Source organism: Streptomyces sp. NPDC006997 (assembly GCF_040635175.1).
Lineage (GTDB): Bacteria > Actinomycetota > Actinomycetes > Streptomycetales > Streptomycetaceae > Streptomyces.
This window is the reverse complement of the sequence record NZ_JBEYHH010000031.1, coordinates 19440-45184: the sequence shown is the minus strand read 5'-3', so window position 1 is coordinate 45184 and position 25745 is coordinate 19440. Positions and strand designations below refer to the sequence as shown.

General features: G+C 74.4%; 23 protein-coding genes and 2 pseudogenes. 9 read left to right on the top strand and 16 right to left on the bottom strand.

The window, feature by feature from the left end; translation table 11 throughout:
* Nucleotides 1-80: 80 nt before the first annotated feature.
* Nucleotides 81-317 (bottom strand): annotated as a pseudogene (locus ABZ659_RS27090) (glycoside hydrolase family 2 protein); the annotation flags it as partial.
* Nucleotides 318-337: 20 nt separating this feature from the next.
* Between ABZ659_RS27090 and ABZ659_RS27085 the strand changes: the two are divergent.
* A pseudogene (locus ABZ659_RS27085) lies at nucleotides 338-898 on the top strand (carbohydrate ABC transporter permease); the annotation flags it as partial.
* A 26-nt stretch (nucleotides 899-924) separates the two neighbouring features.
* On the opposite strand, the gene ABZ659_RS27080 reads toward ABZ659_RS27085, so the two are convergent.
* The 3 genes from ABZ659_RS27080 to ABZ659_RS27070 all read right to left on the bottom strand — a co-directional run bounded on the left by ABZ659_RS27080 (nucleotide 925) and on the right by ABZ659_RS27070 (nucleotide 4165).
* A complete protein-coding gene (locus ABZ659_RS27080) occupies nucleotides 925-2214 on the bottom strand; it encodes a ribonuclease D (RefSeq protein WP_360224834.1) in 1290 nt (429 codons plus the stop codon).
* A gap of 354 nt (nucleotides 2215-2568) precedes the next feature.
* Nucleotides 2569-3231 carry a response regulator transcription factor gene (locus ABZ659_RS27075; RefSeq protein WP_360224832.1) on the bottom strand — a complete coding sequence of 221 codons (663 nt, stop codon included), beginning with the start codon at nucleotides 3229-3231 and terminating at the stop codon, nucleotides 2569-2571.
* A gap of 286 nt (nucleotides 3232-3517) precedes the next feature.
* Entirely contained in the window at nucleotides 3518-4165 is a 648-nt protein-coding gene (locus tag ABZ659_RS27070; protein WP_360224830.1) for a DUF3000 domain-containing protein, read from the bottom strand.
* Between the two features lie 139 nt (nucleotides 4166-4304).
* Here ABZ659_RS27070 and hemE point away from each other — a divergent pair, with 139 nt between their 5' ends.
* Entirely contained in the window at nucleotides 4305-5372 is a 1068-nt protein-coding gene (gene hemE / locus ABZ659_RS27065; RefSeq protein WP_360224828.1) for a uroporphyrinogen decarboxylase, read from the top strand.
* 3 nt (nucleotides 5373-5375) lie between these two features.
* Here the strand turns inward: hemE and ABZ659_RS27060 are convergent, their stop codons facing one another.
* On the bottom strand, nucleotides 5376-6200 hold the full coding sequence (locus ABZ659_RS27060; protein ID WP_360224826.1) for a rhomboid family intramembrane serine protease: 825 nt from the start codon (nucleotides 6198-6200) through the stop codon (nucleotides 5376-5378).
* A gap of 118 nt (nucleotides 6201-6318) precedes the next feature.
* Between ABZ659_RS27060 and ABZ659_RS27055 the strand changes: the two genes are divergently transcribed.
* Nucleotides 6319-6612: a hypothetical protein gene (locus tag ABZ659_RS27055; protein WP_360224824.1), complete on the top strand. Its 294-nt coding sequence runs from the start codon at nucleotides 6319-6321 to the stop codon at nucleotides 6610-6612.
* A gap of 47 nt (nucleotides 6613-6659) precedes the next feature.
* Here the strand turns inward: ABZ659_RS27055 and ABZ659_RS27050 are convergent, their stop codons facing one another.
* Nucleotides 6660-8063 (bottom strand): FAD-dependent oxidoreductase, encoded by a 1404-nt coding sequence (locus ABZ659_RS27050; protein ID WP_360224822.1) that lies wholly within the window; start codon nucleotides 8061-8063, stop codon nucleotides 6660-6662.
* A gap of 27 nt (nucleotides 8064-8090) precedes the next feature.
* A complete protein-coding gene (locus ABZ659_RS27045; protein ID WP_360224820.1) occupies nucleotides 8091-9083 on the bottom strand; it encodes a DUF4349 domain-containing protein in 993 nt (330 codons plus the stop codon).
* Between the two features lie 223 nt (nucleotides 9084-9306).
* Here ABZ659_RS27045 and hemG point away from each other — a divergent pair, with 223 nt between their 5' ends.
* A complete protein-coding gene (gene hemG, locus ABZ659_RS27040) occupies nucleotides 9307-10770 on the top strand; it encodes a protoporphyrinogen oxidase (protein WP_360224818.1) in 1464 nt (487 codons plus the stop codon).
* Nucleotides 10771-10775: 5 nt separating this feature from the next.
* Nucleotides 10776-11507: a hydrogen peroxide-dependent heme synthase gene (gene hemQ, locus ABZ659_RS27035; protein ID WP_360224816.1), complete on the top strand. Its 732-nt coding sequence runs from the start codon at nucleotides 10776-10778 to the stop codon at nucleotides 11505-11507.
* Between the two features lie 38 nt (nucleotides 11508-11545).
* Here the strand turns inward: hemQ and ABZ659_RS27030 are convergent, their stop codons facing one another.
* The 8 genes from ABZ659_RS27030 to zapE form a co-directional block, all read right to left on the bottom strand.
* Nucleotides 11546-13180 (bottom strand): alpha/beta hydrolase, encoded by a 1635-nt coding sequence (locus tag ABZ659_RS27030; RefSeq protein ID WP_360224814.1) that lies wholly within the window; start codon nucleotides 13178-13180, stop codon nucleotides 11546-11548.
* A gap of 110 nt (nucleotides 13181-13290) precedes the next feature.
* Nucleotides 13291-14085 carry a TIGR04222 domain-containing membrane protein gene (locus tag ABZ659_RS27025; protein ID WP_360224812.1) on the bottom strand — a complete coding sequence of 265 codons (795 nt, stop codon included), beginning with the start codon at nucleotides 14083-14085 and terminating at the stop codon, nucleotides 13291-13293.
* Nucleotides 14086-14193: 108 nt separating this feature from the next.
* Nucleotides 14194-15609 (bottom strand): DUF692 domain-containing protein, encoded by a 1416-nt coding sequence (locus ABZ659_RS27020; RefSeq protein WP_360224810.1) that lies wholly within the window; start codon nucleotides 15607-15609, stop codon nucleotides 14194-14196.
* 121 nt (nucleotides 15610-15730) lie between these two features.
* Nucleotides 15731-16429, bottom strand: a complete 699-nt coding sequence (locus ABZ659_RS27015) for a peptidyl-tRNA hydrolase (protein ID WP_360224809.1) — start codon at nucleotides 16427-16429, stop codon at nucleotides 15731-15733.
* Between the two features lie 201 nt (nucleotides 16430-16630).
* Nucleotides 16631-17482 (bottom strand): polysaccharide deacetylase family protein, encoded by an 852-nt coding sequence (locus ABZ659_RS27010; RefSeq protein WP_360224807.1) that lies wholly within the window; start codon nucleotides 17480-17482, stop codon nucleotides 16631-16633.
* Between the two features lie 118 nt (nucleotides 17483-17600).
* Nucleotides 17601-19070 carry an alkaline phosphatase PhoX gene (locus tag ABZ659_RS27005; RefSeq protein ID WP_360224805.1) on the bottom strand — a complete coding sequence of 490 codons (1470 nt, stop codon included), beginning with the start codon at nucleotides 19068-19070 and terminating at the stop codon, nucleotides 17601-17603.
* 87 nt (nucleotides 19071-19157) lie between these two features.
* Nucleotides 19158-19955 carry a slipin family protein gene (locus ABZ659_RS27000; protein WP_360224803.1) on the bottom strand — a complete coding sequence of 266 codons (798 nt, stop codon included), beginning with the start codon at nucleotides 19953-19955 and terminating at the stop codon, nucleotides 19158-19160.
* 126 nt (nucleotides 19956-20081) lie between these two features.
* Nucleotides 20082-21245 (bottom strand): cell division protein ZapE, encoded by a 1164-nt coding sequence (gene zapE / locus ABZ659_RS26995; RefSeq protein ID WP_360224801.1) that lies wholly within the window; start codon nucleotides 21243-21245, stop codon nucleotides 20082-20084.
* Between zapE and ABZ659_RS26990 the strand changes: the two genes are divergently transcribed.
* The 4 genes from ABZ659_RS26990 to msrB all read left to right on the top strand — a co-directional run bounded on the left by ABZ659_RS26990 (nucleotide 21244) and on the right by msrB (nucleotide 24729).
* The gene (locus ABZ659_RS26990) at nucleotides 21244-22032 is read left to right on the top strand and encodes a pyrimidine reductase family protein (RefSeq protein ID WP_360224799.1); all 789 of its coding nucleotides are present in this window, start codon (nucleotides 21244-21246) and stop codon (nucleotides 22030-22032) included. The genes zapE and ABZ659_RS26990 overlap by 2 nt on opposite strands.
* Before the next feature lie 271 nt (nucleotides 22033-22303).
* A complete protein-coding gene (locus ABZ659_RS26985; protein ID WP_360224797.1) occupies nucleotides 22304-22777 on the top strand; it encodes an indole-3-glycerol phosphate synthase in 474 nt (157 codons plus the stop codon).
* Between the two features lie 137 nt (nucleotides 22778-22914).
* The gene (gene murC / locus ABZ659_RS26980) at nucleotides 22915-24303 is read left to right on the top strand and encodes a UDP-N-acetylmuramate--L-alanine ligase (protein ID WP_360224795.1); all 1389 of its coding nucleotides are present in this window, start codon (nucleotides 22915-22917) and stop codon (nucleotides 24301-24303) included.
* A gap of 18 nt (nucleotides 24304-24321) precedes the next feature.
* The gene (gene msrB, locus ABZ659_RS26975; RefSeq protein WP_360224793.1) at nucleotides 24322-24729 is read left to right on the top strand and encodes a peptide-methionine (R)-S-oxide reductase MsrB; all 408 of its coding nucleotides are present in this window, start codon (nucleotides 24322-24324) and stop codon (nucleotides 24727-24729) included.
* A gap of 105 nt (nucleotides 24730-24834) precedes the next feature.
* Here msrB and ABZ659_RS26970 read toward each other — a convergent pair whose 3' ends face one another.
* A complete protein-coding gene (locus ABZ659_RS26970) occupies nucleotides 24835-25713 on the bottom strand; it encodes an alpha/beta hydrolase (protein WP_360224791.1) in 879 nt (292 codons plus the stop codon).
* Nucleotides 25714-25745 lie beyond the last annotated feature (32 nt).

The window sequence follows — 25745 nt, the reverse complement described above, 5'->3', positions numbered from 1 at the left end:
TGAACATCACACTTTCGGCGGAGCCGTCGACCCCCTGGGCGTCAGGGCCGGGGTCGGCACCGGGTGGGAACCCGGCCCTTCGAGCGGTGCATGTTGCGTACCCGGCCGAGGAGGCGCCCGTCGAGTGAGACCTCGGCGGCGGTGTCGAGGCCGTCGAAGACCAGGTCGGTCCGCTCGTGCCCGGCACCGGCCCGCAGCCGCCGCTCGTACGTCCACTCCAGGCGCCCGACCCACGCCACCTCGGTCTCGTTGGCGCCGAGGAACGGGTCCGGGATCAGCCCCGCCGCCAGCAGGTCGGTGTGCACGCAGCCCGGCACCGCATCGTGCTCGCGGTGACCTGGGTGCAGCGGCGCCTCGTCCCCGACGACAAGGTGGACCTCACACGACGCGCCGCGCGGTGGCCCGCACCCTCGTGTACCTGTCCCTGATCGGCGCGACCGTCGTCGTGCTGCTCCCGCTGACGGCCGTCCTGCTGACCTCGCTGAAGTCGGAGCGGGAGATGGCGTCCGGCAGCGACGCGCTGGCGCCCCCCGACGACCCGCTCGACTTCGACAACTACGTCACGGCCTTCCAGGACGGCGAGATGCTGCGGGCGTTCGCCAACACCGCCGTCATCCTGGCCGTCGCCATCGGCGGAACGGTCCTCATCGGCTCGATGACGGCGTACACCATCGACCGGTTCACCTTCCGCTTCCGGAAGCTGGTGGTCGCGCTCTTCCTGGTCGCCGCCCTGGTCCCAGGTGTCACCACCCAGGTCGCCACGTTCCAGATCGTCAACAGCCTCGGCATGTTCGACAGCCTCTGGGCGCCGATCGTGCTCTACACGGGCACGGACATCGTCTCGATCTACATCTTCCTCCCGTTCGTCCGGTCGATCCCGGTCTCCCTGGACGAGGCGGGGCGACGCGATGACGGCCGCCGCGCTCACCCGGCCTGCGTGGCCAGCGCCTTCACCAGCACCGGCGTCACCAGCTCCACCTGCCAGGGCCGGGCCCCGTAGCCGGTGAGGGCGGCGCCGACCGACTCGGCCGTGGCCTCCGCCGGGGGCTCCCAGCACACCCGGCGCACGGTGTCCGGCGTGATCAGGTTCTCCTGCGGCATGTTGATCCGCTCGGCCAGCGCGGAGACCCCGGCGCGCGCCGCGGAGAGCCGGGCCGCGGCGGCCGGGTCCTTGTCGGCCCAGGCGCGCGGCGGCGGAGGCCCCGTCACCGGCTGGCCCGGCTGCGGCAGCTGCGCCTCGGACAGCGCCTTGGCACGGTCCACCGCGGCCTGCCACTGCTCCAGCTGACGGCGCCCGGTGCGCGGGCCGAAACCGTTCAGCGCGCCGAGCGCCTGCGCGCTGGACGGCAGCGCGAGCGCGGCCTCCACGATGGCCGCGTCCGACAGCACCTTGCCGGGGGAGATGTCCCGGCGCTGCGCGATCCGGTCCCGGGTCTGCCACAGCTCTCGCACCACGGCGAGCTGTCGGCGTCGGCGCACCTTGTGCATTCCGGAGGTGCGCCGCCAGGGGTCCTTGCGGGGCTCGGGCGGCGGGGCCGAGGCGATCGCGTCGAACTCCTGCCGGGCCCACTCCAGCTTGCCCTGCCGGTCCAGCTCCTTCTCCAGCGCGTCCCGCAGGTCGACGAGGAGTTCCACGTCGAGGGCGGCGTAGCGCAGCCAGGGCTCGGGCAGCGGGCGGGTGGACCAGTCGACGGCGGAGTGCCCCTTCTCCAGGACGAAGCCCAGGACGCCCTCCACCATCGCGCCGAGCCCGACCCGCGGGAACCCGGCGAGCCGTCCGGCCAGCTCGGTGTCGAACAGCTGGCTGGGGGTCATGCCTATCTCGCGCAGGCACGGCAGATCCTGGGTGGCGGCGTGCAGCACCCACTCGACACCGCCGAGCGCCTCGCCGAGCCCCGACAGGTCGGGACAGGCCACCGGGTCGACCAGCGCGGTCCCCGCGCCCTGGCGGCGCAGCTGCACCAGATAGGCGCGCTGGCCGTAGCGGTACCCGGAGGCGCGCTCGGCGTCGACGGCGACGGGACCGGAGCCGGCGGCGAAGGCGGCGACGACCCGCGCGAGGGCTTCCTCGTCCGCGACCACCGGCGGAATGCCCTCGCGGGGTTCCAGCAGCGGGATCGGCGCCTTGGTCTCCGCAGATCCGCCGTCGTCCGGAGGGGCGCCCCCGGTGGTTCGCAGTGAAGTGTCTGCTGCGGTCTCTTGGGCGTCGGTCACCCGTCAAGGGTATCCGGATGTTCGACCCCCTGACCTGCGCGTTCCGGCCATTGGGTGGCTGACCTGCCGAAACGCTGCCGGAATCCATGATCGGCCCGGTCGGGGCGGCGGCGGTCACGGGACCGGACCCTTCCGTTGCTCTCCGCAAACCGGTGGTTCGTGGTCGCGGGGCTGGTGGGCCGGGGGGCGCGGGTGGCCGGCCGGTGGGGGCGTGGCTGGAACAGGGTCCCTGGGGCGGCTGGGGCGGCTGGGGCGGCTGGGGCGCTGGGGCGGCTGGGGCCGATCCGGGACACGGGCGCGCCCGTCGACGGTTCGGGTCCCGTCGGCGGGCGCGGTGGGCGGGGGGCGTGGGGGTCAGTGGATGATGCCGGTGCGCAGGGCGACCGCCACCATTCCGGCGCGGTCGCCGGTGCCGAGCTTGCGGGCGATCCGGGCGAGGTGGCTCTTGACGGTCAGGGCGGACAGGCCCATCGAGACGCCGATGGCCTTGTTGGACTGGCCCTCGGCCACCAGTCGCAGCACCTCGACCTCACGGCCGGACAGCTCGCGGTACCCGCCGGGGTGGCTCGGGGCCCCCGGAGGGCGGCGGTGCAGCCGGGCGGCGGCGGCACCGATCGGGGCGGCGCCGGGACGGGTGGGCAGGCCGATGTTGGTGCGGGTGCCGGTGACGACGTACCCCTTCACCCCGCCCGCCAGGGCGTTGCGGACGGCGCCGATGTCGTCGGCGGCGGAGAGCGCGAGGCCGTTGGGCCAGCCCGCGGCGCGGGTCTCGGAGAGCAGGGTGAGGCCGGAGCCGTCCGGCAGGTGGACGTCGGCGACGCAGATGTCGCGCGGGTTGCCGACGCGGGGGCGGGCCTCGGCGATGGACGAGGCCTCGATGACATCGCGCACGCCGAGCGCCCACAGGTGGCGGGTGACGGTGGAGCGGACACGCGGATCGGCGACGACCACCATGGCGGTCGGCTTGTTCGGACGGTAGGCGACCAGGCTTGCGGGCTGCTCGAGAAGAACGGACACCAGGCCTCCTGGAGTGCGGGAAGTGCGGGGACGGGTCGGCTCGTGGGGATGGAGCCGGGACGAACCGTGCTTTCAAGGTCACAGTCGTCTTCGGCACCAACCGCGTCCGCCTTTAGGAAATGATCACGATCTGGTGAGTAACAATCCGTGCAATTCGGACACGCGATCGATCATCCGAAGGTCGAGTCGGATCGTTCACGCTCACGTGGGTGTCGATACGTGTCAAAAAGTGGTCGTGTCGACAAAGCGTGCCGACCGAAAGGAGGTCGAGCGTGAGCAACGGAGCTCAGTGTGACTGCGGCCCCCGGCGCTGCGGCAGCGTCACCACCGACGCGTCCCCCGGGCCGGCCGGGGGCAGCCCCGCGACCTGGGCCAGCAGGTCGCACCAGGACGCCAGGTGCGCCGCCGTGTCCGGCACCCCGCCCAGGCCCTCCCGCGGCGTCCAGGACGCCCGGATCTCGATCTGGGAGGCGGCCGGGCGCTCGGACAGCCCGCCGAAGTAGTGCGAACTCGCGCGTGTGACGGTGCCGCTCGGTTCGCCGCACGCCAGCCCGCGCGCCTGCAGCGCCCCGGTCAGCCACGACCAGCACACCTCGGGCAGCAGCGGGTCCGCGGCCATCTCCGGCTCCAGCTCCGCCCGCACCAGCGTCACCAGCCGGAAGGCGCCCCGCCAGGCGTCGTGCCCGGCCGGGTCGTGCAGCAACACGAGCCGGCCGTCGGCGAGATCCTGCTCGCCGTCGACGACCGTGGCCTCCAGCGCGTAGGCGAAGGGCGCGAGCCGCTGTGGCGCGCGGGTGGCCTCCACCTCCACCTGCGGGCGCAGCCGCGCCGAGCGCAGCGCGTCGACGGCGGCGGCGAAGGCCGCCGGAACCGTCTCGCCCGCGCTGCCGTCGTTGTCCCCGTTCCCCTTGTCATGCCCCCTGGATTCGCCCATTCCGCCAGCGCCGTCCGACAGTCGTCCCTGAGCCGCAGCCATGCGGGGAAGATTAAGCGGAACGCGGGCCGAGCGCAGGGAGGACACCCCGCCCGGACCCGTGCCTCACGCGCCCCGGCGCCGTGCGAGACTCTTTCCCGTGAGTGCCAAGGGAAGCCCGACGGGCAAGCAGCCGACAGCCACGTACGACTCCGCCTTCCTGAAGGCGTGCAGGCGCGAGCCCGTGCCGCACACCCCGGTGTGGTTCATGCGGCAGGCCGGGCGCTCCCTTCCCGAGTACCGCAAGGTCCGCGAGGGCGTCCCCATGCTGGAGTCCTGCATGAGGCCCGACCTGGTCACCGAGATCACCCTCCAGCCGGTGCGCAGGCACGGCGTGGACGCCGCGATCTACTTCAGCGACATCGTCGTCCCGCTCAAGGCCATCGGCCTCGACCTCGACATCAAGCCCGGCGTCGGCCCCGTCGTCGAGCGCCCCATCCGCACCCGCGCCGACCTCGCCCGGCTCCGCGACCTCACCCCCGAGGACGTCTCCTACGTCACCGAGGCGATCGGCCTGCTCACGGCCGAGCTGGGGGAGACCCCGCTCATCGGCTTCGCGGGCGCCCCGTTCACCCTGGCGAGCTACCTCGTCGAGGGCGGGCCGTCCCGCAACCACGAGCACACCAAGGCGCTCATGTACGGCGACCCGCAGCTGTGGGCCGACCTGCTCGACCGGCTCGCCGACATCACGGCCGCGTTCCTGCGGGTGCAGATCGAGGCGGGCGCCAGCGCCGTCCAGCTCTTCGACTCCTGGGTGGGCGCCCTCGCCCCCGCCGACTACCGGCGCTCGGTCATGCCCGCGTCCAGCAAGGTGTTCCGGGCGGTCGCGGAGTACGGCGTCCCGCGCATCCACTTCGGCGTCGGCACCGGCGAACTGCTTGGCCTGCTCGGCGAGGCGGGCGCGGACGTCGTCGGCGTCGACTGGCGGGTCCCGCTGGACGAGGCCGCCCGCCGCGTCGGCCCCGGCAGGGCGCTCCAGGGCAACCTGGACCCGGCCGTCCTGTTCGCCGGGCGCGAGGCGGTCGAGACCAAGACCCAGGAGGTGCTGGACGCGGCGGCGGGCCTGGAGGGCCACGTCTTCAACCTCGGCCACGGCGTCCTGCCGACCACCGATCCGGAGGCGCTCACCCGGCTCGTGGAGTACGTCCACACGCGGACGGCGCGCTGACGCTCACCAGGTGTGCCGGGGCCGGGCGTGCCTGCCGAACAGCAGGCCGCGCGGTTCCGGCGGCGGCGGGGTGCCCCGCCGCAGCGGCCAGGCGATGAGCATCCCGGCGAGGAAGCCGACGATGTGCGCCGCGTACGCCACGGTGCCCGCCTCCGAGACGCCCTCCCCGGAGGAGTACAGCGCCTGGAGCGCGAACCAGAACCCCAGCACCAGCCAGGCGGGCAGCCGCAGCGGCAGGAACACCAGGAACGGCACCAGCACCCACACCCTGGCCTTCGGGTACAGCACCAGATAGGCGCCCAGCACCCCGGCGATCGCCCCCGAGGCGCCGATCAGCGGCTCGGCGGAGCCGTCGTTGGACACCGCGAAGCCGTACGTCGCCGCGTAGCCGCAGACGCCGTAGAACAGCGCGAACGGCACATGGCCCATGCGGTCCTCGACGTTGTTGCCGAAGATCAGCAGGAAGAGCATGTTGCCCAGCAGGTGCAGCCAGCTGCCGTGCAGGAACAGCGCGGTGAGCACGCTCAGTTCGGGCGACTTGTCGTAGTCCGCCGGGCCGAGCAGACAGCCCGTGCCCTGCGGCCCCACGGCGACCTCGCCCGTCGGCACCAGCCGCGGCAGCTGGTGGTGTACCAGCTCGCGCGGGACCACGGCGTACTGGTCCAGGAACGCCTGGAGGTGGCAGAACTGCGCCAGGCTGCTGTCGCCCGCCACGGAGCCGGAGAGGCCGGGCATGAACAGGAACACGAAGACGCAGCCGCCGATCAGCGCGTACGTCACCCAGGGGGTGCGGCGCACGGGGTTCACGTCATGGACGGGGATGACCACACAGGAGTAGTGCCCCCGATGCGCCCCGCGAACCGGTGAACGCGGCCCTCCGTGCGCGCGTATGTCTCCGCGTACGCCGAGCCGACGACGACGTGACGACGACGTGAGGACACAGCCGATGAGCGACCGAGTGGTTCCCCCGATGCAGGCGCTGCCCGACGGCGAGGCCGAACTGGCCCTCGTGGTACGGCTGCCCTGGGAGGACGTGGCCCGGCTGGGCCAGGAGGCAGGGCGGCTCGCCGCGCAGATGCAGCGGCCGGTGACGCTGGACGAGGCGGTCAGCCACCGGCTCCGGTCGGCCCGGGTCACCGCCGCGCACGCCCGCCCCGGCACGACGGCGGGCGAACAGCCCGGCGCCGCACCGGGGAGCGGGTCGGTGGCGTCGCTGCCGAGGCTCAGCGGGTCGGCGTAACGGCCCCTCAGGCGCCCTCAGAAGCCCTCAGCGCCCCTCTGCCGCGCTCAGCCGCGCTCGGCGTCCCGGACCGCCTTCGACGCCTTGCGGGCCGCCACCAGGACCGGGTCCCAGACCGGGGAGAACGGTGGGGCGTAGCCCAGGTCCAGGGCGGTCATCTGGTCCACCGTCATCCCGGCGGTGAGGGCGACCGCGGCGATGTCGACGCGTTTGCCCGCGCCCTCGCGGCCGACGATCTGGACGCCGAGGAGGCGGCCGGTGCGGCGTTCCGCGAGCATCTTCACCGTCATGGGGGAGGCGTCGGGGTAGTAGCCCGCGCGGCTGGTGGACTCGATGGTGGCGGTGACGAACCGGAAGCCCGCGCGGTGGGCGTCCTTCTCACGCAGGCCGGTGCGGGCGATCTCCAGGTCGCAGACCTTGCTGACGGCGGTGCCGACCACGCCGGGGAAGGTGGCGTAGCCGCCGCCGACGTTGGTGCCGACGACCTGGCCGTGCTTGTTGGCGTGGGTGCCCAGGGCGATGTACCGCTCACGGCCGGAGACCAGGTCGAGCACCTCGACGCAGTCACCGCCCGCCCAGACGTTCTCCTGGCCGCGCACCCGCATCGCCCGGTCGGTCAGCAGTCCGCCGTGCTCGCCGAGCGGCAGTCCCGCCGCCGCGGCGAGGGAGGTCTCCGGACGGACGCCGATGCCGAGGACGACCACGTCCGCCGGGTACTCGGCGTCCGGGGTGACCACCGCGCGGACGTGCCCCCCGGCGTCGGTGCGCACCTCGGTGACCTCGGTGCCGTTGACCATGCGGATGCCGAGGCCCTCCATGGCCCGGTGCACCAGACGGCCCATGTCGGGGTCGAGCGTGGACATCGGCTCCCGGCCGCGGTTGACGACCGTCACCTCGTACCCGCGGTTGATGAGCGCCTCGGCCATCTCCACGCCGATGTACCCGGCGCCGACGACGACCGCCCGACGGCCACGCGCGCGTGCGAGGGTGTCCAGCAGCGCCCGCCCGTCGTCGAGGGTCTGCACCCCGTGCACCCCGGCGGCGTCCGCGCCGGGCAGGTCGGGGCGGACCGGCCGGGCGCCGGTGGCGATCACCAGGTGGTCGTACGGCGTCCAGGACTCCGCCCCGGAATCGACGTCACGCGCGCGTACCCGCTGCCCGGCCACGTCGATCTCCGTGACCTCGGTGCGCATCCGCAGGTCGATGCCGCGGGCGCGGTGCTCCTGAGGCGTACGGGCGATCAGCTCCTCGGCGTCGGTGACCTCGCCGCCCACCCAGTACGGGATGCCGCACGCCGAGTAGGAGGCGTAGTGGCCGCGCTCGAAGGCGACGATCTCCAGCTCCCCGGGGCCCCTGAGGCGGCGGGCCTGGGACGCCGCGGACATGCCCGCGGCGTCACCGCCGATCACGACCAGGCGGTTGCTGCGGTTCCCGGGGCTGGCGTCGTCCATACGAACACGCTACGGGCACCGCGCACTTCAGTCCCGTCCGGCCCCGTCCCCACCCCCGCTCCCGCCCTGGTCGGGGCGGGGCGCCGGGCGGGCCTGCGGCAGCGGGCCCAGTGCGGTCGCCGCCTGCGCGGGGGCCGGGCGGCGCGGCAGCCGGGGCCGTACGACCCGCAGCCACAGCAGCGCCAGCAGGGCCAGCGCCGCGGCGAACGGCAGCAGCGCGCCGATCGCGACCGCGAGCCAGCGCAGCATCGTCACGAACGCGTCCCAGCCGCCCGTGACGGCGTCCACGAACCCGGGGTCGTCGTCGTCCTCGGCCCGCTCCGGCACCGGGTTCCCGGACAGGGTGAGGGTGATGGTGGCCAGGCTCGTGCGGTCCTTCAGGGCGGCCCGCCGGGCGAGCAGGGACTCCAGGTCGGCCTGGCGGCCGGTGAGTTCACCCTCCAGGGTGACGACGTCGGCGAGCTTGGTCGCCTGGTCCATCAGCTCCCGGATCCGGGCGACGCTGGCCCGCTGCGTCCGGACGCGGCTGTCGACGTCCACCACCTCGTCGGTGACGTCCTGCGCCTTCGCCGTGCGTTCCAGGAGGGTGCCCGCGCCCTCCAGGTCGGTGAGGACGTCCTCGTAGGCGTCGGTGGGCACGCGCAGCACCACGCGGGTGTGTTCGCCGCCGTCCTCGTCGCGGGTGGTGGACTCGCTGCCGACGAAGCCGCCCGCCCCCTCGGCCGCCGCACGGGCCGCGTCGAGGGCCTTCGGTACGTCCTTCACCCGGACGGTGAGGGAGGCCGTGCGGATGACGTGGCTGGGGGTGAGCCTGGTCGGCGAGGCGTCCCGCGCCTTCGCGGCGCCGCCGTCCGCCGCGGCGCCCTCCTCGGCACCGGCCCTGGCGTCCGCCTGCTTGTCGGAGGCGCCCGAGCTTCCGTCGTCGGAGCCGCTGCATCCGGCGAGCGCCAGCGCCGAGGTCAGCAGGATCGCGGCCAAGGCCCGCACGGAACGCCGCCGTGCGGTGACTGGTGTGCGCATAAGGGTCCACCCCCGGGGTTCGTGGAACTGACGCTCCTTCGACGTGGGGGCGGGCCGGGACGTTGGACTTGTCCGGTCCCGATGCGGTCACGGTCGGGACTCGGCGGGGCCACATGGCCCTTGCGGTCACGGCCGGGAGCGCGCGGTGGGGCCAGATGGCCCTGGTGGAACCGTCAGTGGTGTCTGAGAGGGTGGACCCATGAGCGCAGCAGGAAGCGGAGCCATGGGCGTAGGAGCAACGGACAGCACACACGTCGTCGTCATCGGAGCCGGGATCGCCGGACTGGCCGCCGCCCACCAGGCCCTCGGCCACGGCGCGCGCGTCACCGTCCTGGAGTCGTCCGGCCGGGTCGGCGGCAAGCTGCTGCCCGGTGAGATCGCGGGCGTCCGCGTCGACCTCGGCGCCGAGTCGATGCTGGCCCGCCGCCCCGAGGCCGTCGCCCTCGCGCGCGAGACCGGCCTCGCCGACCGCCTCCAGGCCCCCGCCACCACCAGCGCCGCGCTCTGGACCCGCGGCGCCCTGCGCCCCATGCCCAAGGGCCACGTCATGGGCGTCCCCGGCAGCGCCGCCGCGCTCAGCGGCGTGCTGTCCGACGAGGGCCTCGCGCGCGTCGAGCGCGACGCCGACCTGCCCCGCACCGAGGTCGGCGACGACGTGGCGGTGGGGGAGTACGTGGCGGCCCGGCTCGGCCGCGAGGTCGTCGACCGGCTGGTGGAACCCCTGCTCGGCGGCGTCTACGCGGGCGACGCGTACCGCATCTCGATGCGCGCGGCCGTCCCCCAGCTCTTCGAGGCCGCCCGCACGCACGACTCGCTCACCGAGGCGGTCCGCGACCTCCAGGCCAGGACGGCCACGGCCGCCGCCGCGCCGTCAGGGCCGGTGTTCATGGGCATCGAGGGCGGCGTCGGCAGCCTGCCGCCGGCGGTCGCGGAGTCCGTCCGCGCGCGCGGCGGCGAGGTCCACACGGACACCCCGGTGACCGGGCTGCGCCGGGACGCCGACGGCGGCTGGCGGATCACCGCCGGGGACCGGGTGCTGCGCGCGGACGCCGTGGTCGTCGCCGTGCCCGCCCGCGCCGCCGCCGACCTGCTGCGCGCCGAGGCTCCCGCGGCGGCGGCCGAACTGGCCGCCGTGGAGTACGCGTCGATGGCGCTGGTCACCCTCGCCTACCGGCGCGCCGACGCCGAGACGCTCCCCGAGGGCAGCGGCTTCCTCGTCCCGCCGGTCGACGGACACACCATCAAGGCGTCCACCTTCGCCTCCCGCAAGTGGGGCTGGATCGCCGAGGACGACCCCGACGTGGTCGTCCTGCGCACCTCCCTCGGGCGGTACGGCGAGACGGAGATCCTCCGGCGCGACGACGCCGACCTGGTCGCCGTCTCCCGCGCCGACCTGCGCGCGGCGACCGGTCTGGACGCCGCCCCCGTCGCCACCCGCGTCACCCGCTGGGACGACGGCCTGCCGCAGTACGTCGTGGGCCACCACGCGCGCGTGGCCCGCGTCCGCGAGCACCTCGGCAAGCTCCCCGGCCTCGCCGTCTGCGGCGCCGCCTACGACGGCGTCGGCATCCCCGCCTGTATCGCAGGCGCCCGCACCGCCGCCGACCGCGCCCTCGGCGACCCGCGCGGCGTGGAGCAAGTCACCGCCCACCCGGTGCCCCGCGCGCAGGGTGGAACAGGAGAATAGGAAGCATGAGCGACGAAGCCCCCACCACCGCCACCGGCCGCATCCCCAACAAGGGCAAGCTGGCCAAGGACCTCAACGAGGTCATCCGCTACACCCTGTGGTCCGTCTTCCGGCTGAAGGACGTCCTCCCCGAGGACCGCGCGGGCTACGCCGACGAGGTCCAGGAGCTGTTCGACCAGCTCGCCGCCAAGGACGTCACCGTCCGCGGCACCTACGACGTCTCCGGGCTGCGCGCCGACGCCGACGTGATGATCTGGTGGCACGCCGAGACCGCCGACCAGCTCCAGGACGCGTACAACCTCTTCCGCCGGACGAGGCTGGGGCGCGCGCTGGAGCCCGTCTGGTCGAACATGGCGCTGCACCGGCCCGCCGAGTTCAACCGCGCGCACATCCCGGCGTTCCTCGCCGACGAGACCCCGCGCGAGTACATCAGCGTGTACCCCTTCGTGCGCTCCTACGACTGGTACCTGCTGCCGGAGGAGGACCGCCGCCGGATGCTCGCCGACCACGGCAAGATGGCGCGCGGTTACCCCGACGTGCGCGCCAACACGGTCGCCTCGTTCTCCCTCGGGGACTACGAGTGGATCCTCGCCTTCGAGGCCGACGAGCTGTACCGCATCGTCGACCTGATGCGCCATCTGCGCGGCTCGGAGGCGCGGCTGCACGTCCGCGAGGAGGTGCCGTTCTACACCGGTCGCCGCAAGTCGGTGACGGAGCTGGTGGCGGGGCTGGCGTAGGCGTCCCCGCTCGGGTTTCCCGGCTCGGGCTCCCCCGCTCAGGCCGCGGGGCGGGCGGACCGGTCGCCGTCCGGCGTCGTCGGCTCCGGCAGCGGACGGCCCGCGCAGGACGCGCGCCGGGCCGGGAGGCGGCCCTCCAGCAGGTAGGCGTCCACATGGGCGTTGACGCAGGCGTTGGGGCCGTAGGCGACGCCGTGCGTGCCCGCGTCGTGCTCGGTGACCAGCGTCGAGCCGGACAGCCGCCGGTGCAGTTCGAGGGCGCCCTCGTACGGGGCGGCGGCGTCCCGCTCGGCGGCCAGGATCAGCGTCGGCGGCAGCTCACCGGGGCCGGTGCGGACGTCCAGGGGCCGCTGCCGGGGCGCCTGCCAGAAGGCGCACGGCAGATTCATCCACGCGTTGTCCCAGGTCTCGAAGGGCGCCACCCGCGCGAGCCGGGTGTTGTCCCGGTCCCAGACCGCGAAGTCCGTCGGCCAGGGCGCGTCGTTGCACTCCACGGCCGTGTAGACCGCGCTGGAGTTCTCCGCCTCGGCCGCGGCCTCCTCGGGCGGCGCGGCGATGTCGACGAGCGGCTGCGGATCGCCCTTCAGGTAGGCCGACAGGGCGTGCGCGCGGTGCGGCCAGTAGTCGTCGTAGTACCCGGCCGTCAGGAACGCGTTCTGCAACTGCCCGGGGCCGACCTTCCCGCCCGCCGGTGCGGCGGCGAGCCGCGCCCGCGCCCGTTCGTAGGAGCGCCGCACCTCCTCGGCGGTGCGGCCGAGGCCGTACACGGCGTGGTGGGCGGCGATCCACTCCCGCAGCTCCGTCCAGCGGTCCTCGAACGCGGCGGACTGGGCGAGGTTGTTGCGGTACCAGATCCCGGCCGGGTCCGGGTTCACCGCCGAGTCGAACACCATCCGCCGTACGTGCGACGGGAACAGCGTCGCGTACAGCGCCCCGAAGTACGTGCCGTACGAACCGCTCATGAACGTCAGCTTCCGCTCACCGAGGGCGGCGCGCAGGACGTCCAGGTCGCGGGCGTTGTTCAGGGAGTGGTAGTGCCGCAGGGCGTCGCCGGACCGCTCGGCGCAGCCGCGCGCGTACGCCTTCGCCCGCGCGACCTGCTCCCGCTTGTACGCCTCCGAGGGGTGGGTGGGGGCTGGCGAGGGCCCCTCGAAGAACCGGGCGGGGTCCTCGCAGGACAGCGGCGCCGACGGGCCGACCCCGCGCGGGGCGTAGCCGACGAGGTCGTAGGCGCCCGCCAGGCGCTTCCACTCCGGGACCATGCCGACGAGCGGGAAGTACAGGCCGGAGTCGCCGGGTCCGCCCGGGTTGTAGACGAGGGCGCCCTGCCGGGGCACCCGGCGCCCGCCGTCGCGCGGGTCCCGGCCGGTGGCGCGCACCCGGCTGACGGTGAGCCGGATCTGCTTCCCGTGCGGGCGGGCGTAGTCCAGCGGGACGCTGACCGTGCCGCAGCGCAGGTCGCCCGGCATGTCCTGCGCCTGGGCGCAGGTGCCGAACTCGATACCGGCGGCGCGGGCCCGGGCGGCGGCCACGGCGGTGCCGCGCGCCTCGGCCGACACCCCGGGCCGGGCCGGGGCATCACCGCCCGCCGGGGTGCCGCCCGCCGGGGCGGCCACCAGGGTGGCCAGGAGCAGGGCTGACCCGGTGGCCGAGGAGAGGGCGGCTGCTCGCATCGCGTATCCCTTCGCTGCACGGAGGTGGCGAAAGGGATGTTTCGGGCGCCCGTCGTCGAAGGCAAGCACCGCGCCCGGGTGTCGGCGCCAATGCCCCTGTACGCCCCGGGTCAGTCGCGGGCGTACTGCGCGCGGTGGGCGAACGCCGCGCGGAGGTCCGGCTCGCCCACGGCACGTATGCCCCGTACGGCGACGGTGGCCAGGTAGGCGTGGTCGTCGCCGGTGGTGCGGGCGCTGCGGCGGGTCAGGGCGCCCAGCAGGCGCTGACCGGCGGGGGAGGCCCAGCGGGAGTAGGGGTGCACCTCGATGCGGGCGATGATCAGGCAGCTCACCGTGAGTGTCAGTGGCAGCGCGAACCACAGGGCGATCAGCGGGCGCGGCGTCTCCGTCGTCGTGGGCAGCAGCCCGGCGGGCGCCAGCAGCGCCGTCACGCCCAGCGCCAGCACGACCAGCGCGGCCAGCCGCACCTGGCGGATACCGGCCCCGACCGTCGTGCGCGACCCGTCCGGCACGGCGAGGCCCGCGCGGACCAGCCCGTCGGCGAGACCCCGCACCGGGTCCGCGGCGGCCGTCGCCGTCCGCACCGGCGCGATGGGGGACTGCCCCTCCGGGCCGATCGCCCCGATCACCGACCGCTCGATGTCATCGCGTCCGCGCGGGTCGACGACGGTGGCCCAGCCGGTGTGGGCGAGCAGCAACCGGCGCTGACGGGCCATCGACACCAGCGTCAGGTCGGCGACCCGGGCCGGGCCGCCGGAGAGGAAGGCGGCCTCGTAGAGGGTGAGCTGACGTCTCCCGCCGGGTGCGGTGTCCACCGCCGCCGCGCGCACGGCCGCCAGACACAACCGCGTACACGCCACGCCGGCGACGACCCAGGCGGGCAGCAGGAGCAGGACCCAGAACATGCCGTGTTTCTATGCCAATGACCTGGGGTTGGCCACACCCCGTTCACTATCCGGGCACCGAAGTTGCCGGTACGTGACGTTCCGCCTCGGGTGGAACCGCCCCTTACGTCACACCGTCGACCGCCGCCCCGGCGGTCGCTGCCCCAGCAGCCGCCGCCCCCGCCGCAGCGCCCAGTCGAGCCGCACCGGTGTCCGCCGTGCCGCACGCGGCGCCGGTCCCGAACGCTCCAGCCACCACTCCCGCAACTCCCGCCGGGCCCGCGCCTCCCCCGGACGCCCGGCGTCCAGCAGGCTCGCGGCGAAGTCCAGGGCGTCGCGCCGGTAGCCGCCGGTCATCGGGTGGGCGCGGGCGTAGGCGAGGAAGGCGGAGCGGTAGTCGCCGCCGAGGATCCGGGGCAGCTCCGGGGCTACCTTGGCCACCACGTCCGCCCGCTTCCCGGCGAGCGCCCGGGACTGCGTCCGCAGCCGCACCCCGTCGAACCCCTCCGGCGCGGGGGTGCCCGCGACCAGCGCGGAGAGCAGGGCCGTCTGCCGCAGGGCGAGCCGCTGCCGCGCCCCGTCCGGCGTCGGCGGCACGGTCACCGTGCTGGTCCTTGGCCCCGGCGGGGCGTCCGGTGTGGGCTGTGTGTGCCTTTCCGTGACCGCGTCCGGTGTGGGCTGTGCGTGCCCGCTCGCCACCGCCTCCGGTGCCGCCTGAGCGCGTCCCTTCGCCACCGCCTCCCCGATCGCCGTCAGTTCCCGTTCCAGCTCCGCCGGTACCGGGAAGTTCTCGTCGCGTTCCAGCAGGACGCCCGGCGGCCGGACCCGGGCGGCGAGGTCGGTGAGGATGTCGAGGACCGGCCGCGGAACGGGGTGGGCGTGGCTGTCGTGCCAGACCCCGTCGCGCTGGAAGCCGCCCGCGACATGGACGTAGGCGAGGGCCTCCAGCGGCAGGTCGGCGAGCGCCTCGGCCGGGTCCTCCCCGCGGTTGACGTGGTTGGTGTGCAGGTTGGCCACGTCGATCAGGAGGCGCACGCCGGTGCGGTCGGCGAGGTCGTAGAGGAACTGGCCCTCCGTCATCTCCTCGCCCGGCCAGGAGAACAGCGCGGCGATGTTCTCGACGGCGAGCGGCACGGGCAGCGCGTCCTGCGCGACGCGGACGTTCTCGCACAGCACGTCGAGGGCGTCCCGGGTGCGCGGCACCGGCAGCAGATGGCCCGCCTCCAGACGCGGCGACGCGGTCTGCGGCCCGCCCGCGCGGACGAAGGCGATGTGCTCGGTGACCAGCGGCGAGCCCAGCGCCTCGGCCCGCTCGGCGAAGGCGGTCAGCCGGTCCGCGTCCGGCCGGTCCGCGCCGCCGAGCCCGAGCGAGACCCCGTGCGGAACCACCGTCACCCCGCGCGCGAGCAACTGCCGCAGGGGTTCCGGGAGATGCCCCGGGCAGACGTTCTCGGCGACGACCTCGACCCAGTCCACGCCCGGCATCCCCGCCACGGCGTCCGCGATCTCCGGCCGCCACCCGATCCCCGTACCCAGCGGTTCCATGGCCCGTCCCCCTCCTCGGCACCTTTCCCCGGGGTATGGCCCACCGCGGCACACGCCGAACCCCGTCCCGCGCACCTTCAGAGGAACATTTGAGGTTGGACGATCGGCTACCGCCGCCGGGTCAGCGGCGCAGCGCCGGGTGGTCGGCCACGACCGTGCAGCTGCCGGGGGCGATCTCCGTGAAGCCCGCGTCGCGGACCACCGGGAGACCGCTGGCGGTGAGGGCGGCCCAGTCGGCCGGGTCGGCGGTACGGACGGCGAGCGGGAAGCCCGCGTCGTGCCAGACCGCGCGTTCCCCGGCGGACAGTTCCCACCAGGCGAGCTGCGCGCCGTGCCCGGCCTGCGCCATCGCCTTGCCCGCCGACATCTCCACCTCGGGACTGAGCCACAGCACGGGAGCGCCCCGGTCGGCCGGGGTGGGGGGCTCGGGGTCGTCGAGGTCGGTGCCGGAGACCTGGAGCCGGGCCAGGTCCCTGGGCCAGCCGTCCAGCGGCACGGGCGGGAAGACCCGCACCTCCGCCGACTTCCCGGTGACCGTCATCCCGGGCAGTGCCTCCGCGCGCCGCCACTCCGCGCCGCGCGCCCGCCGCACCACCTTGCGGATCCGGCCGACCTGCCAGTCCCGCACGGCCTCGGCCCACTCGCCGTCGCCCAGCGACCGCTCGTCGCCCAGCATCACCAGCACCGCGCGGGCGGCCGTCTCCAGCGCGTCCGTCCGCGCGGGCGGCGCGGACCGCTCGATCCGCGCGACCAGCGGCAGCACGAACTGCGGTGCCTGGTCGCGCTGGGTGGACTCATGACGGAAGGGACTGTCGCTCACGCCCCCAGTGTGCCAGCAGGGACATCACCCCGAGCAGGCCGTCCGCTGCGCCTCCTGCCTCCCCCAAGTTCTCGACTTCGCTCGAACAGGGGGGATCCCCATCGAACCGCGGTCGGTGTCACCGGCGTCGCTCATGCCTCCAGCGCAAGTCGCCCAGCGCCGACCGCCGTGAGTCGCCCAGCGCCGACCGCCGTAAGTCGCTCAGCGCCTGCCGCCCGTGGCGCCGATCAGCTCGGACACCTTCACGAACCGGTACCCCCGCGCCCGCAGCTCGGGCACGATCCGGCGCAGGGCGCGTTCGGTCGTGGGGGCGGCGCTGCGGGTGCAGTGCAGGACGACGACGGAGCCGGGGCGCACGCCGTCCAGCACCTGCCGGGCCACCGCGTCGGCGTCGGTCGCGAACGCGTCGCCGCTGACCACGTCCCACTGCACGGCGGTGACGCCGGTGGCGCCGAGGGCCCGCAGCGCCCGCCGGTCGTAGCAGCCGCCGGGGAAGCGGAAGTAGGGCATCGCGTCCGGCACGCCCACCGCGCGGAAGGTGGCGTACGCGCGCTCCACGTCCGCCCGCATCCGGTCGGCGTCGAGGGTGGGCAGCCCGTGGCAGTCGGCGGTGAAGGCGTGGTGGCTGTAGGAGTGGTTGGCGACCTCGAAGAGCGGGTCGCGGCCGATGGAGCGGGCCTGCACGGGGTACTCCTCGGCCCACCGCCCCGTCATGAACACGGTGGCCGGGACCTTCAGCGCCCGCAGCGCCGCGATCAGCTCCGGGTGGTCGAACCGCTCACCCGCCGCCGCCCGCGGCCCCTGGTCGGCGGTCATGTCGGCGTCGAAGGTGAGGGCGACGGCCTTGCCGTGGTCGCGCGGGCCGTTCTCGAAGACGGGCGCCAGCCCGGCGGGCCCCGGCGCCAGCGTCGGCGGGCGGGAGACCGCGGCCGCCGGGGTGGACGGGGCCGGTGGGGCGGAGCGGGGGGCCTCCTGGGTGCCGCAGGCGGTGAGTGCGGCGACCGCGGCGCCCAGGAGGGCGGCGGTGACGGCCGTGCGTGCATGACTGATCACCGTAGGAAAGTACGATGATCAGTCTCCCGGTCGGTGGTGACGCGGCGGGCGGGTCACCTGCCTGGCCGCCCCGCCCCCGCGCCGGGTCACCTGCCTGGCCGCCCCGCCCCCGCGCCGGTCACCTGCCCGGCCGCCCCGCCCAGGGGCCGGTCACCGCGAAGGTCGTGCCCGGGGTGTAGCAGTTGACGTACATGGTCGAGCCGTCGGGGGAGAAGGTGACGCCCGCGAACTCGCCCCACTGCGGCTCCTCCTCGGTGCCGGTGTTCTGCCGGTTGCGGGCCAGGGCGTAGACCTCGCCGCGCCGGGTGACGCCGTAGACGTGCTGGGCGCCGCCGCCGTCCTCGCAGACCATCAGGCCGCCGCTGGGGGCGAGGCAGATGTTGTCGGGGGACTCGCCGGGGAGCTGGATGTCGGTGTCCGGGCCGAAGACGACGACCAGGGTGAGGTGGCGGCCCGCCGGGTCGTAGCGCCAGATCTGCCCGAAGTGGTCGGCCGCCGAGCCGTCGCCGCTGCGCGCGAACGACGACACGAAGTACACGCTGCGCCCGCCCCAGTAGCAGCCCTCCAGCTTCTGCGCGTGGGTGATGCCGCGCGGGCCGAAGTCCTGCAGCCGGACGGGGGTGTCGGTGGCCAGCGGGTCCGGTACGTCCGCCCACTCCACGCCGTCGAAGCGCGCGCCCGGCTCCTGGACCGCGGACAGGTCGGGCACGCCCGGCACCCGCATCGCCTGGAGCCGGCCGCCCGCGCGCAGCGAGCCGGTGCCGCCGAGCGGGCGCTCGGGCAGGAAGCGGTAGAACAGGCCGAAGGGGCGCTGGAAGGCGTCCTCCGTCTCGTAGACGACGCCGGTGCGCGGGTCGACCGCGATGGCCTCGTGCTGGAAGCGGCCCATCGCGGTCAGCGGGACGGCACCGGTGCGGCGGGGGTCCACCGGGTCCACCTCGAAGATGAAGCCGTGGTCCTTGGCGTAGCCGTTGGTGCCGGCCCGGTCCTCGGTCTCCTCGCAGGTCAGCCAGGTGCCCCAGGGCGTCGGGCCGCCCGCGCAGTTGACGGCCGTACCGGCGATCGCGACCCGCTCGGCGCGTACGCCGCCGTCCCGGTCCAGGGTCAGCGCCGTGCAGCCGCCCATGCCCGCCGGGTCGTAGGTGAGGCCCTCGACGGCCGGGACGCGGATCGCGGCGGTGGGGCGGTTCTCGTGGTTGCGGACGAGGTGGACCCGGCCGTGCCGACCGCCGAACGCCGCCATGCCGTCATGGTGGGACGGCACCTGCCCCTCGCCGGAGCGCAGCGGGTCGCCCTCGCGGGAGAGCACCCGGTAGCGGAACCCCTTCGGCAGGTCGAGCAGCCCGTCCGGGTCGGGGACGAGGGGGCCGTACCCGTGCTGGCCGAGGCCCTGGGCGGCGGCCGTACCGGCAAAGAGGTCGGTCAGGGACCCGGCGAAGGCGATGCCCACGCCCGCGGCCCCGGTGCGGGCGAGCAGCCGACGGCGGGTCACGGAGGTGTCGGTGCGCGGCGTGCGGGTCTCAGCCGGCGCTGTCTCGGAGGACTCCGTCGCGGACGGACGCGTTCCGGACGACTCTGTCTTGGACATGGCGGACCTTCCTGCTGGCGGACAGGACTGTGCGCCGACGTGTCTACCACCGGCCGTCGATCACCGGAACCACGCGCGTAGCGCGGGTCACTCCCGACGTGGGGTGAGTTCCCCCGGACGCGGCTGCTCCTGGGCCTTCTCCAGGAAGCGCAGCAGCTCCACCGGGAAGGGCAGCACCAGCGTGGAGTTCTTCTCGGCGGCGACCGCGACCACCGTCTGGAGCAGCCGCAGCTGGAGCGCGGCCGGGGTGTCGGCCATCTGCTGCGCCGCCTCGGCGAGCTTCCGGGACGCCTGGAGTTCCGCGTCGGCGTTGATGATCCGGGCCCGCCGCTCCCGGTCGGCCTCGGCCTGCCGGGCCATGGACCGCTTCATCGCGTCCGGCAGCGACACGTCCTTGATCTCCACCCGGTCGATCTGCACGCCCCAGCCGATCGCCGGGCTGTCGATCATCAGCTCCAGGCCCTGGTTGAGCTTCTCGCGGTTGGACAGCAGGTCGTCGAGGTCGCTCTTGCCGATGATCGACCGCAGCGACGTCTGGGCCATCTGGGAGACCGCGAACCGGTAGTCCTCGACGTTGATGATCGCCGCCGCCGCGTCGACCACCTTGAAGTAGACGACCGCGTCGACCCTCACCGTGACGTTGTCGCGCGTGATGCCCTCCTGGGCGGGCACGGGCATCGTCACGATCTGCAGGTTGACCTTGTGGAGCCGGTCCACGAACGGGACGATCAGCGTGAGGCCGGGCGGGCGTACGGCGCCCCGCAACCGGCCGAGCCGGAGCACCACCCCGCGCTCGTACTGCTTGACGACCCGGGCCGCCGCGGCGACGTACACCGCGCCCGCGGCACCGGCCGCCACGGCCACCGTCAGCAGTTCCTCCACCATGACGGCCTCCTCGCCCAGAGGTCCGCGGCGGGGACCTGGACTGCCGCACCTGCCCCTGCCGCTGCCGCTTCTCCTGCCACGATAGGCCGGTGCCGGGCCGGGGGCCATGGCCTGGCGCCGGGGCCGTCACCCGGCGTGGACGAGGCTTCCGGCGTCGCGGGCCAGGGCGGTGAGGCGGGAGATCGCGCGGAAGTACTTCTTGCGGTAGCCGCCCCTCAGCATCTCCCCGCTGAACAGCCGGTCGAAGGGCAGACCGGACGCCAGCACCGGGACCTCCCGGTCGTAGAGCCGGTCGGCGAGGACCACCAGGCGCAGGGCGGTCGACTGGTCCGGCACCGGGCGCACACCGGTGAGGCACACCGCGCGCAGGCCGTCGGTGAGGGCGCCGTAGCGGCTGGGGTGGACCCTGGCGAGGTGGTCCAGGAGGTGCGGGAAGTCGTCGAGGGCGGCGCCCTCGGTGGCGTACGCGGCCCGGGTGACCTGCTCGTCGGTGAACGGCGGCGGGGCCTCGGGCAGCCCGCGGTGGCGGTAGTCCTCGCCGTCGATGCGCAGGGCGTGGAAGTGCGCGGACAGGCCCTGTATCTCGCGCAGGAAGTCGGCGGCGGCGAACCGGCCCTCGCCGAGCTTGCCGGGCAGGGTGTTGGAGGTGGCGGCGAGCGCCACGCCCGCGTCGACCAGCTTGCCGAGCAGGGTGGAGACCAGGACGGTGTCGCCGGGGTCGTCCAGCTCGAACTCGTCGATGCACAGCAGGCGGTGGCCGGAGAGGGTGCGCACGGTCTGCTGGAAGCCGAGGGCGCCGACCAGGTTCGTCAGCTCCACGAAGGTGCCGAACGCCTTCAGCGCGGGCTCGGCGGGGGTGGCGTGCCACAGGGAGGCCAGCAGGTGGGTCTTGCCCACGCCGTAGCCGCCGTCGAGGTAGACGCCGCGGGGGCCGGTCGCGGGCCTGGCCTTCGCGCGGCCGAAGCCGAGGAGGCCGCGCCTGCCGGTGGGCCTGCCGGTGCCGGTCGCGCCGCCGAGTCCGGCCGCGAAGCCCTCCAGGACCCTTACGGCCTCGCTCTGGCTGGGCTGGTTCGGGTCCGGTAGGTAGGTGCCGAACCGGACCGAGTCGAAGCGCGGTGGCGGCACCATCTCGGCGACCAGGCGCTCCGCGGGGACGTGCGGCTCGCGGGCGCACAGGGACAGCGGAGCGGCGTCGGCGGTCTGGCCGATGCCGGGGGCGGGGGCGGGGGAGCCGGAGGTGGGAGACGACACGGTTACCCATGCTAAGGGTCGTGGAACACTGCACGTCATGCGACGCCTGTTCCCTGTGACCGACCAGACAGCGACCCAGGAGCCCGCGGGGGGTGAGTGGAGCCTCGCCGCGCTGGCCGACGCCTACGCCTATCCGGAGGCCGAGCCGGGGCCGGGCGGGCCGCGGGTGTGGCTGCGGGCCAACATGGTGTCCACGCTGGACGGGGCCGCGCAGCACGACGGCCGGTCGCAGCCCATCTCCCACGCCACCGACATGCGCGTCTTCGGCACCCTGCGGGCGCTGGCGGACGTGGTGCTGGTCGGTGCGGAAACGGTCCGCCGGGAGGGGTACCGCCCGGCACGCGCGCGTGCGGAGTTCGCGGCGCTGCGGGAGGCGGCCGGGCAGGGCCCGGCCCCGGCGATCGCGGTGGTCAGCGCCAGTCTGGAGCTGGACTACACCCTGCCGCTGTTCACCTCGCCGCTGGTGCCCACCCTCGTCCTCACCGGCGCCGCCGCGGCCCCCGACCGGGTCGCCGCCGCCGAGAAGGCCGGGGCGCGGGTGGTGACCGCCGGTGACGGGATGGGCGTGGACCCCGCGCGCGCGGTGCGTGCCCTCGCCGACCTGGGGTACACCCGGCTGCTCACCGAGGGCGGTCCGCGGCTGCTCGGGCAGCTGGTGGCCGCCGAGGTGCTGGACGAGTTGTGCCTGACCGTGTCCCCGACGCTCACCGCGGGGGACGCGCAGCGGATCGCCGGGGGGCCGTCGGTGGCGGTGCCGCACCGCTTCGAACTGGCGTCGCTGCTGGAGGAGGACGGTTTCCTCTTCACTCGTTACCGTCGGCTGTGACCGTACGACGGCCGGGCCAACCGGGTCCGACGGCCGGGGCCACCGGTTCCGACGGCCGGGGCCACCGGTTCCGACGGCCGGGCGATCGGTTCCGACGGCCGGGACAACCGGTGCCGAATCGGTGGAATCTACCGTTCCGCTTAGCTTCCGATGGGCACACTAGGACTCGCGGTCCCCGTGCGAACACGGGGAAGGATGGTTTCCGCAGGGCCGGGCACCGGTCCACGGAGGACATGAGGGCCCACCGGCCCTCGAAGAGAAGGGGCGTCCGGTGTTCACCAGCGTTTTGATGATCGAGAAGGCCCTGACCTCCGCCGACGTGGAGTTCGTCACCACCCTGCACGGGGACGAGCCGGTCGCCTTCCACGTACTGCTCCAGCCCCGTGGCGAACAGGCCGACCGGCTGCTGCGGGCCATCGACGACGTCGCCCTCGGCGAACTGGACGAGGCCGTTCGCGAGGGGGAGACGCCCGAGGGCGAGGCGGCGAAGAGCGTCGGACAGCAGGCCCTGGAGGTCTCCCTCACCGCCCTGCGCGCCTCCGGCAGCACGGCGGAGGGACGGCTCGTCGAGGACCACCCCCTGGACGCGCTGAGGAAGCTCGTGGGGGAGACCGGCGCGGACGAGGTGATCGTGCTGACCGACCCGCACTACGTGGAGGAGTTCTTCCACCGCGACTGGGCCTCACGCGCCCGGCACAAGGTGGGCGTACCGGTGCTGAAGCTGTTCTCCCACAGCAAGGCGTGACGTCCGTCCAGGGGGCGTCGCGGTAGGCCGTGGGCGGGGCGGGACGTCCGGCGGGCCGGGCCCCACCGCCTAGGCTGGGGTCCGGCTCTATACGCTTCCTCCGCACGCCCGCTTTCCGGATCTTGGGAGACACACGCATGACACCCGGCCTTCCCACCGCCATGGACCGACCGCACTTCATCGGCATCGGCGGCGCCGGGATGTCCGGGATCGCCAAGATCCTCGCCCAGCGGGGCGCCGCCGTCGCGGGCAGCGACGCCAGGGAGTCCGAGACCGCCGACGCGCTGCGCGCGCTGGGCGTGACCGTGCACATCGGGCACGCCGCCGCGCACCTCGCCGACGACGCCAGCTGTGTCGTCGTCTCCTCGGCCATCCGCGCGGACAACCCCGAGCTGGCCCGCGCCGCCGAGCTGGGCATCCCCGTGGTGCACCGCGCCGACGCGCTGGCCGCGCTGATGGACGGCCTGCGCCCGATCGCCGTCGCGGGCACCCACGGCAAGACCACGACCACCTCCATGCTCGCCGTCTCCCTGGCCGAGCTGGGCCGGGAGCCGTCGTACGCCATCGGCGGCGACCTCGACGTGCCCGGCTCCAACGCCCGGCACGGCCAGGGCGAGGTCTTCGTGGCGGAGGCGGACGAGAGCGACCGGAGCTTCCACAAGTACGCCCCCGAGGTCGCCATCGTCCTCAACGTCGAACTCGACCACCACGCCAACTACGCGTCGATGGACGAGATCTACGAGTCCTTCGAGACCTTCGCGCGCCGTGTCGTCCCCGGCGGCACCCTGGTCGTCTCCGCGGACCACGAGGGCGCGCGCGAGCTGACCCGGCGGCTGGCCGGAACGGTGCGGACGGTGACGTACGGCGAGGCGGACGACGCCGACGTGCGCGTCCTGTCCGTCGTACCGCAGGGCCTGAGGAGCGAGGTCACGGTGGTGCTCGACGGCGCGGAGCTGACGTTCGCGGTCTCCGTGCCCGGCCGCCACTACGCGCACAACGCGGTCGCCGCGCTGGCGGCGGGCGCCGCCCTCGGCATCCCGGCCACCGAACTGGCCCCCGCGCTGGCCGCCTACACGGGCGTCAAGCGGCGCCTCCAGCTCAAGGGCGAGGCGGCCGGGGTGCAGGTCGTCGACTCCTACGCGCACCACCCGACCGAGATGACGGCCGACCTGGAGGCGATGCGGGCCGCCGCCGGTGACGCCCGCATCCTCGTCGTCTTCCAGCCGCACCTGTTCTCCCGCACCCAGGAGCTGGGCAAGGAGATGGGCGAGTCCCTCACCCTCGCGGACGCCTCCGTCGTCCTCGACATCTACCCGGCCCGCGAGGACCCGGTCCCCGGCGTCACCAGCGCGCTGATCGTCGACGCGGCCCGCGCGGCGGGCGTCGACGTCACCGCCGTCCACGACCAGGCGGAGGTGCCCGACGTGGTGGCGGGAATGGCGAAGGCCGGTGATCTCGTTCTGACCATGGGCGCGGGCGACGTCACCGACCTCGGACCGCGCATCCTGGACCGTCTGAGCAAGTGAGTGAAGGGGCTGAGGCTCATGTCGTACGACGTCGAGAAGCCGGACGAGCAGTGGCGCGCGGAGCTGACCCCGGCCGAGTACGCCGTACTGCGGCAGGCCGGTACGGAGCCCGCCTTCACCGGTGAGTACACCGACACCAAGACCACGGGCGTCTACTCCTGCCGGGCCTGCGGCGCGGAGCTGTTCACCTCCGACACCAAGTTCGAGTCGCACTGCGGCTGGCCGTCCTTCTTCGACCCGAAGGACACCGACGCCGTGGAGCTGATCGAGGACCGCTCCCACGGCATGGTCCGCACGGAGGTCCGCTGCGCCCGCTGCGGCTCCCACCTCGGCCACGTCTTCGAGGGCGAGGGCTACCCGACCCCGACCGACCAGCGGTACTGCATCAACTCCATCTCCCTGCGCCTGTCCCCCGACGGGGGCTGAGCCCGGGAGGGACGCCGTGCGGGGCCGCGTCCTGCGGCGGGCGGGCACGACGAACCCGTCGCCGCGGCGCGACCACGGGCCACAGCGACGGGGCTGAAGCGGGAGCTAGCGGGCCAGCAGGTCGCGCAGGGCCTTCACCACCGTCGTCGGGTCCTCCTCGGCCATGAAGTGGCCGCAGGTGACCGTGGAGTGGTTCAGGTCGGGGGCCCAGGCACGCCAGAGGGCGGTGGCGTCGTAGCCGAGGGCGGCGCCCCAGTCCTGCTGGAGGACGCTCACCGGCATCCGCAGGGTCGTTCCGGCCGTGCGGTCCGCCGTGTCGTGTTCCACGTCGACACCGGCCGAGGCCCGGTAGTCGGCGACGATGGACGGGACGGACTCCCGGCAGGCCCGCAGGTAGGCGGCACGGACCTCGGCGGGCACGGCGTCGGGGTCGCGGGTCCACAGGTCGAGGAAGTGGCCGAAGAAGGCGTCCGGCGCGGCGCCGATCAGCTCCTCGGGCAGGCCGGGCGGCTGCGCCATCAGGTACAGGTGGAAGCCCACCGCCGCGCTGGTGCCGTGCAGCACGTCCCACATGTCCAGCGTGGGCACGATGTCGAGCAGCGCCAGGTGGGTGACCGTCTCCGGGTGGTCGAGCCCGGCGCGGAAGGCGACCAGCGCGCCCCGGTCGTGGCCCGCGAGCGCGAACCGGTCGTGGCCGAGGGCGCGGGCCAGCGCCACCACGTCGGCGGCCATAGCGCGCTTGCTGTACGCCGACCCGTCCGCCGCCTCAGCCGGTTTGTCGCTGGCGCCGTAACCGCGCAGGTCGGGACAGATGACGGTGTGGTCGGCCGCCAGGTCGGCGGCGACGTGCCGCCACATCAGGTGGGTCTGCGGGAAGCCGTGCAGCAGAACGACGGGGCTGCCGGAGCCGCCGACCGCGGCGTTCAGGGTGACGCCGTCGGCGACGGGCACGCGGTGCTGCGGGAAGCCGGGGATGGATGTCATGGGGTGCGCTTTCCTCTCGGGCGCCGGTGACG

What these genes read in the sequence shown, in the direction of transcription:
- ABZ659_RS27070 (WP_360224830.1), bottom strand. Translation starts at nt 4,165, where the DNA reads ATGGGCGAATCCAGGGGGCATGACAAGGGGAACGGGGACAACGACGGC.
- ABZ659_RS27055 (WP_360224824.1), top strand. Translation starts at nt 6,319, where the DNA reads ATGAGCGACCGAGTGGTTCCCCCGATGCAGGCGCTGCCCGACGGCGAG.
- ABZ659_RS27050 (WP_360224822.1), bottom strand. Translation starts at nt 8,063, where the DNA reads ATGGACGACGCCAGCCCCGGGAACCGCAGCAACCGCCTGGTCGTGATC.
- ABZ659_RS27045 (WP_360224820.1), bottom strand. Translation starts at nt 9,083, where the DNA reads ATGCGCACACCAGTCACCGCACGGCGGCGTTCCGTGCGGGCCTTGGCC.
- hemG (WP_360224818.1), top strand. Translation starts at nt 9,307, where the DNA reads ATGGGCGTAGGAGCAACGGACAGCACACACGTCGTCGTCATCGGAGCC.
- hemQ (WP_360224816.1), top strand. Translation starts at nt 10,776, where the DNA reads ATGAGCGACGAAGCCCCCACCACCGCCACCGGCCGCATCCCCAACAAG.
- ABZ659_RS27030 (WP_360224814.1), bottom strand. Translation starts at nt 13,180, where the DNA reads ATGCGAGCAGCCGCCCTCTCCTCGGCCACCGGGTCAGCCCTGCTCCTG.
- ABZ659_RS27025 (WP_360224812.1), bottom strand. Translation starts at nt 14,085, where the DNA reads ATGTTCTGGGTCCTGCTCCTGCTGCCCGCCTGGGTCGTCGCCGGCGTG.
- ABZ659_RS27020 (WP_360224810.1), bottom strand. Translation starts at nt 15,609, where the DNA reads ATGGAACCGCTGGGTACGGGGATCGGGTGGCGGCCGGAGATCGCGGAC.
- ABZ659_RS27005 (WP_360224805.1), bottom strand. Translation starts at nt 19,070, where the DNA reads ATGTCCAAGACAGAGTCGTCCGGAACGCGTCCGTCCGCGACGGAGTCC.
- ABZ659_RS27000 (WP_360224803.1), bottom strand. Translation starts at nt 19,955, where the DNA reads ATGGTGGAGGAACTGCTGACGGTGGCCGTGGCGGCCGGTGCCGCGGGC.
- ABZ659_RS26990 (WP_360224799.1), top strand. Translation starts at nt 21,244, where the DNA reads ATGCGACGCCTGTTCCCTGTGACCGACCAGACAGCGACCCAGGAGCCC.
- zapE (WP_360224801.1), bottom strand. Translation starts at nt 21,245, where the DNA reads ATGACGTGCAGTGTTCCACGACCCTTAGCATGGGTAACCGTGTCGTCT.
- murC (WP_360224795.1), top strand. Translation starts at nt 22,915, where the DNA reads ATGACACCCGGCCTTCCCACCGCCATGGACCGACCGCACTTCATCGGC.
- msrB (WP_360224793.1), top strand. Translation starts at nt 24,322, where the DNA reads ATGTCGTACGACGTCGAGAAGCCGGACGAGCAGTGGCGCGCGGAGCTG.
- ABZ659_RS26970 (WP_360224791.1), bottom strand. Translation starts at nt 25,713, where the DNA reads ATGACATCCATCCCCGGCTTCCCGCAGCACCGCGTGCCCGTCGCCGAC.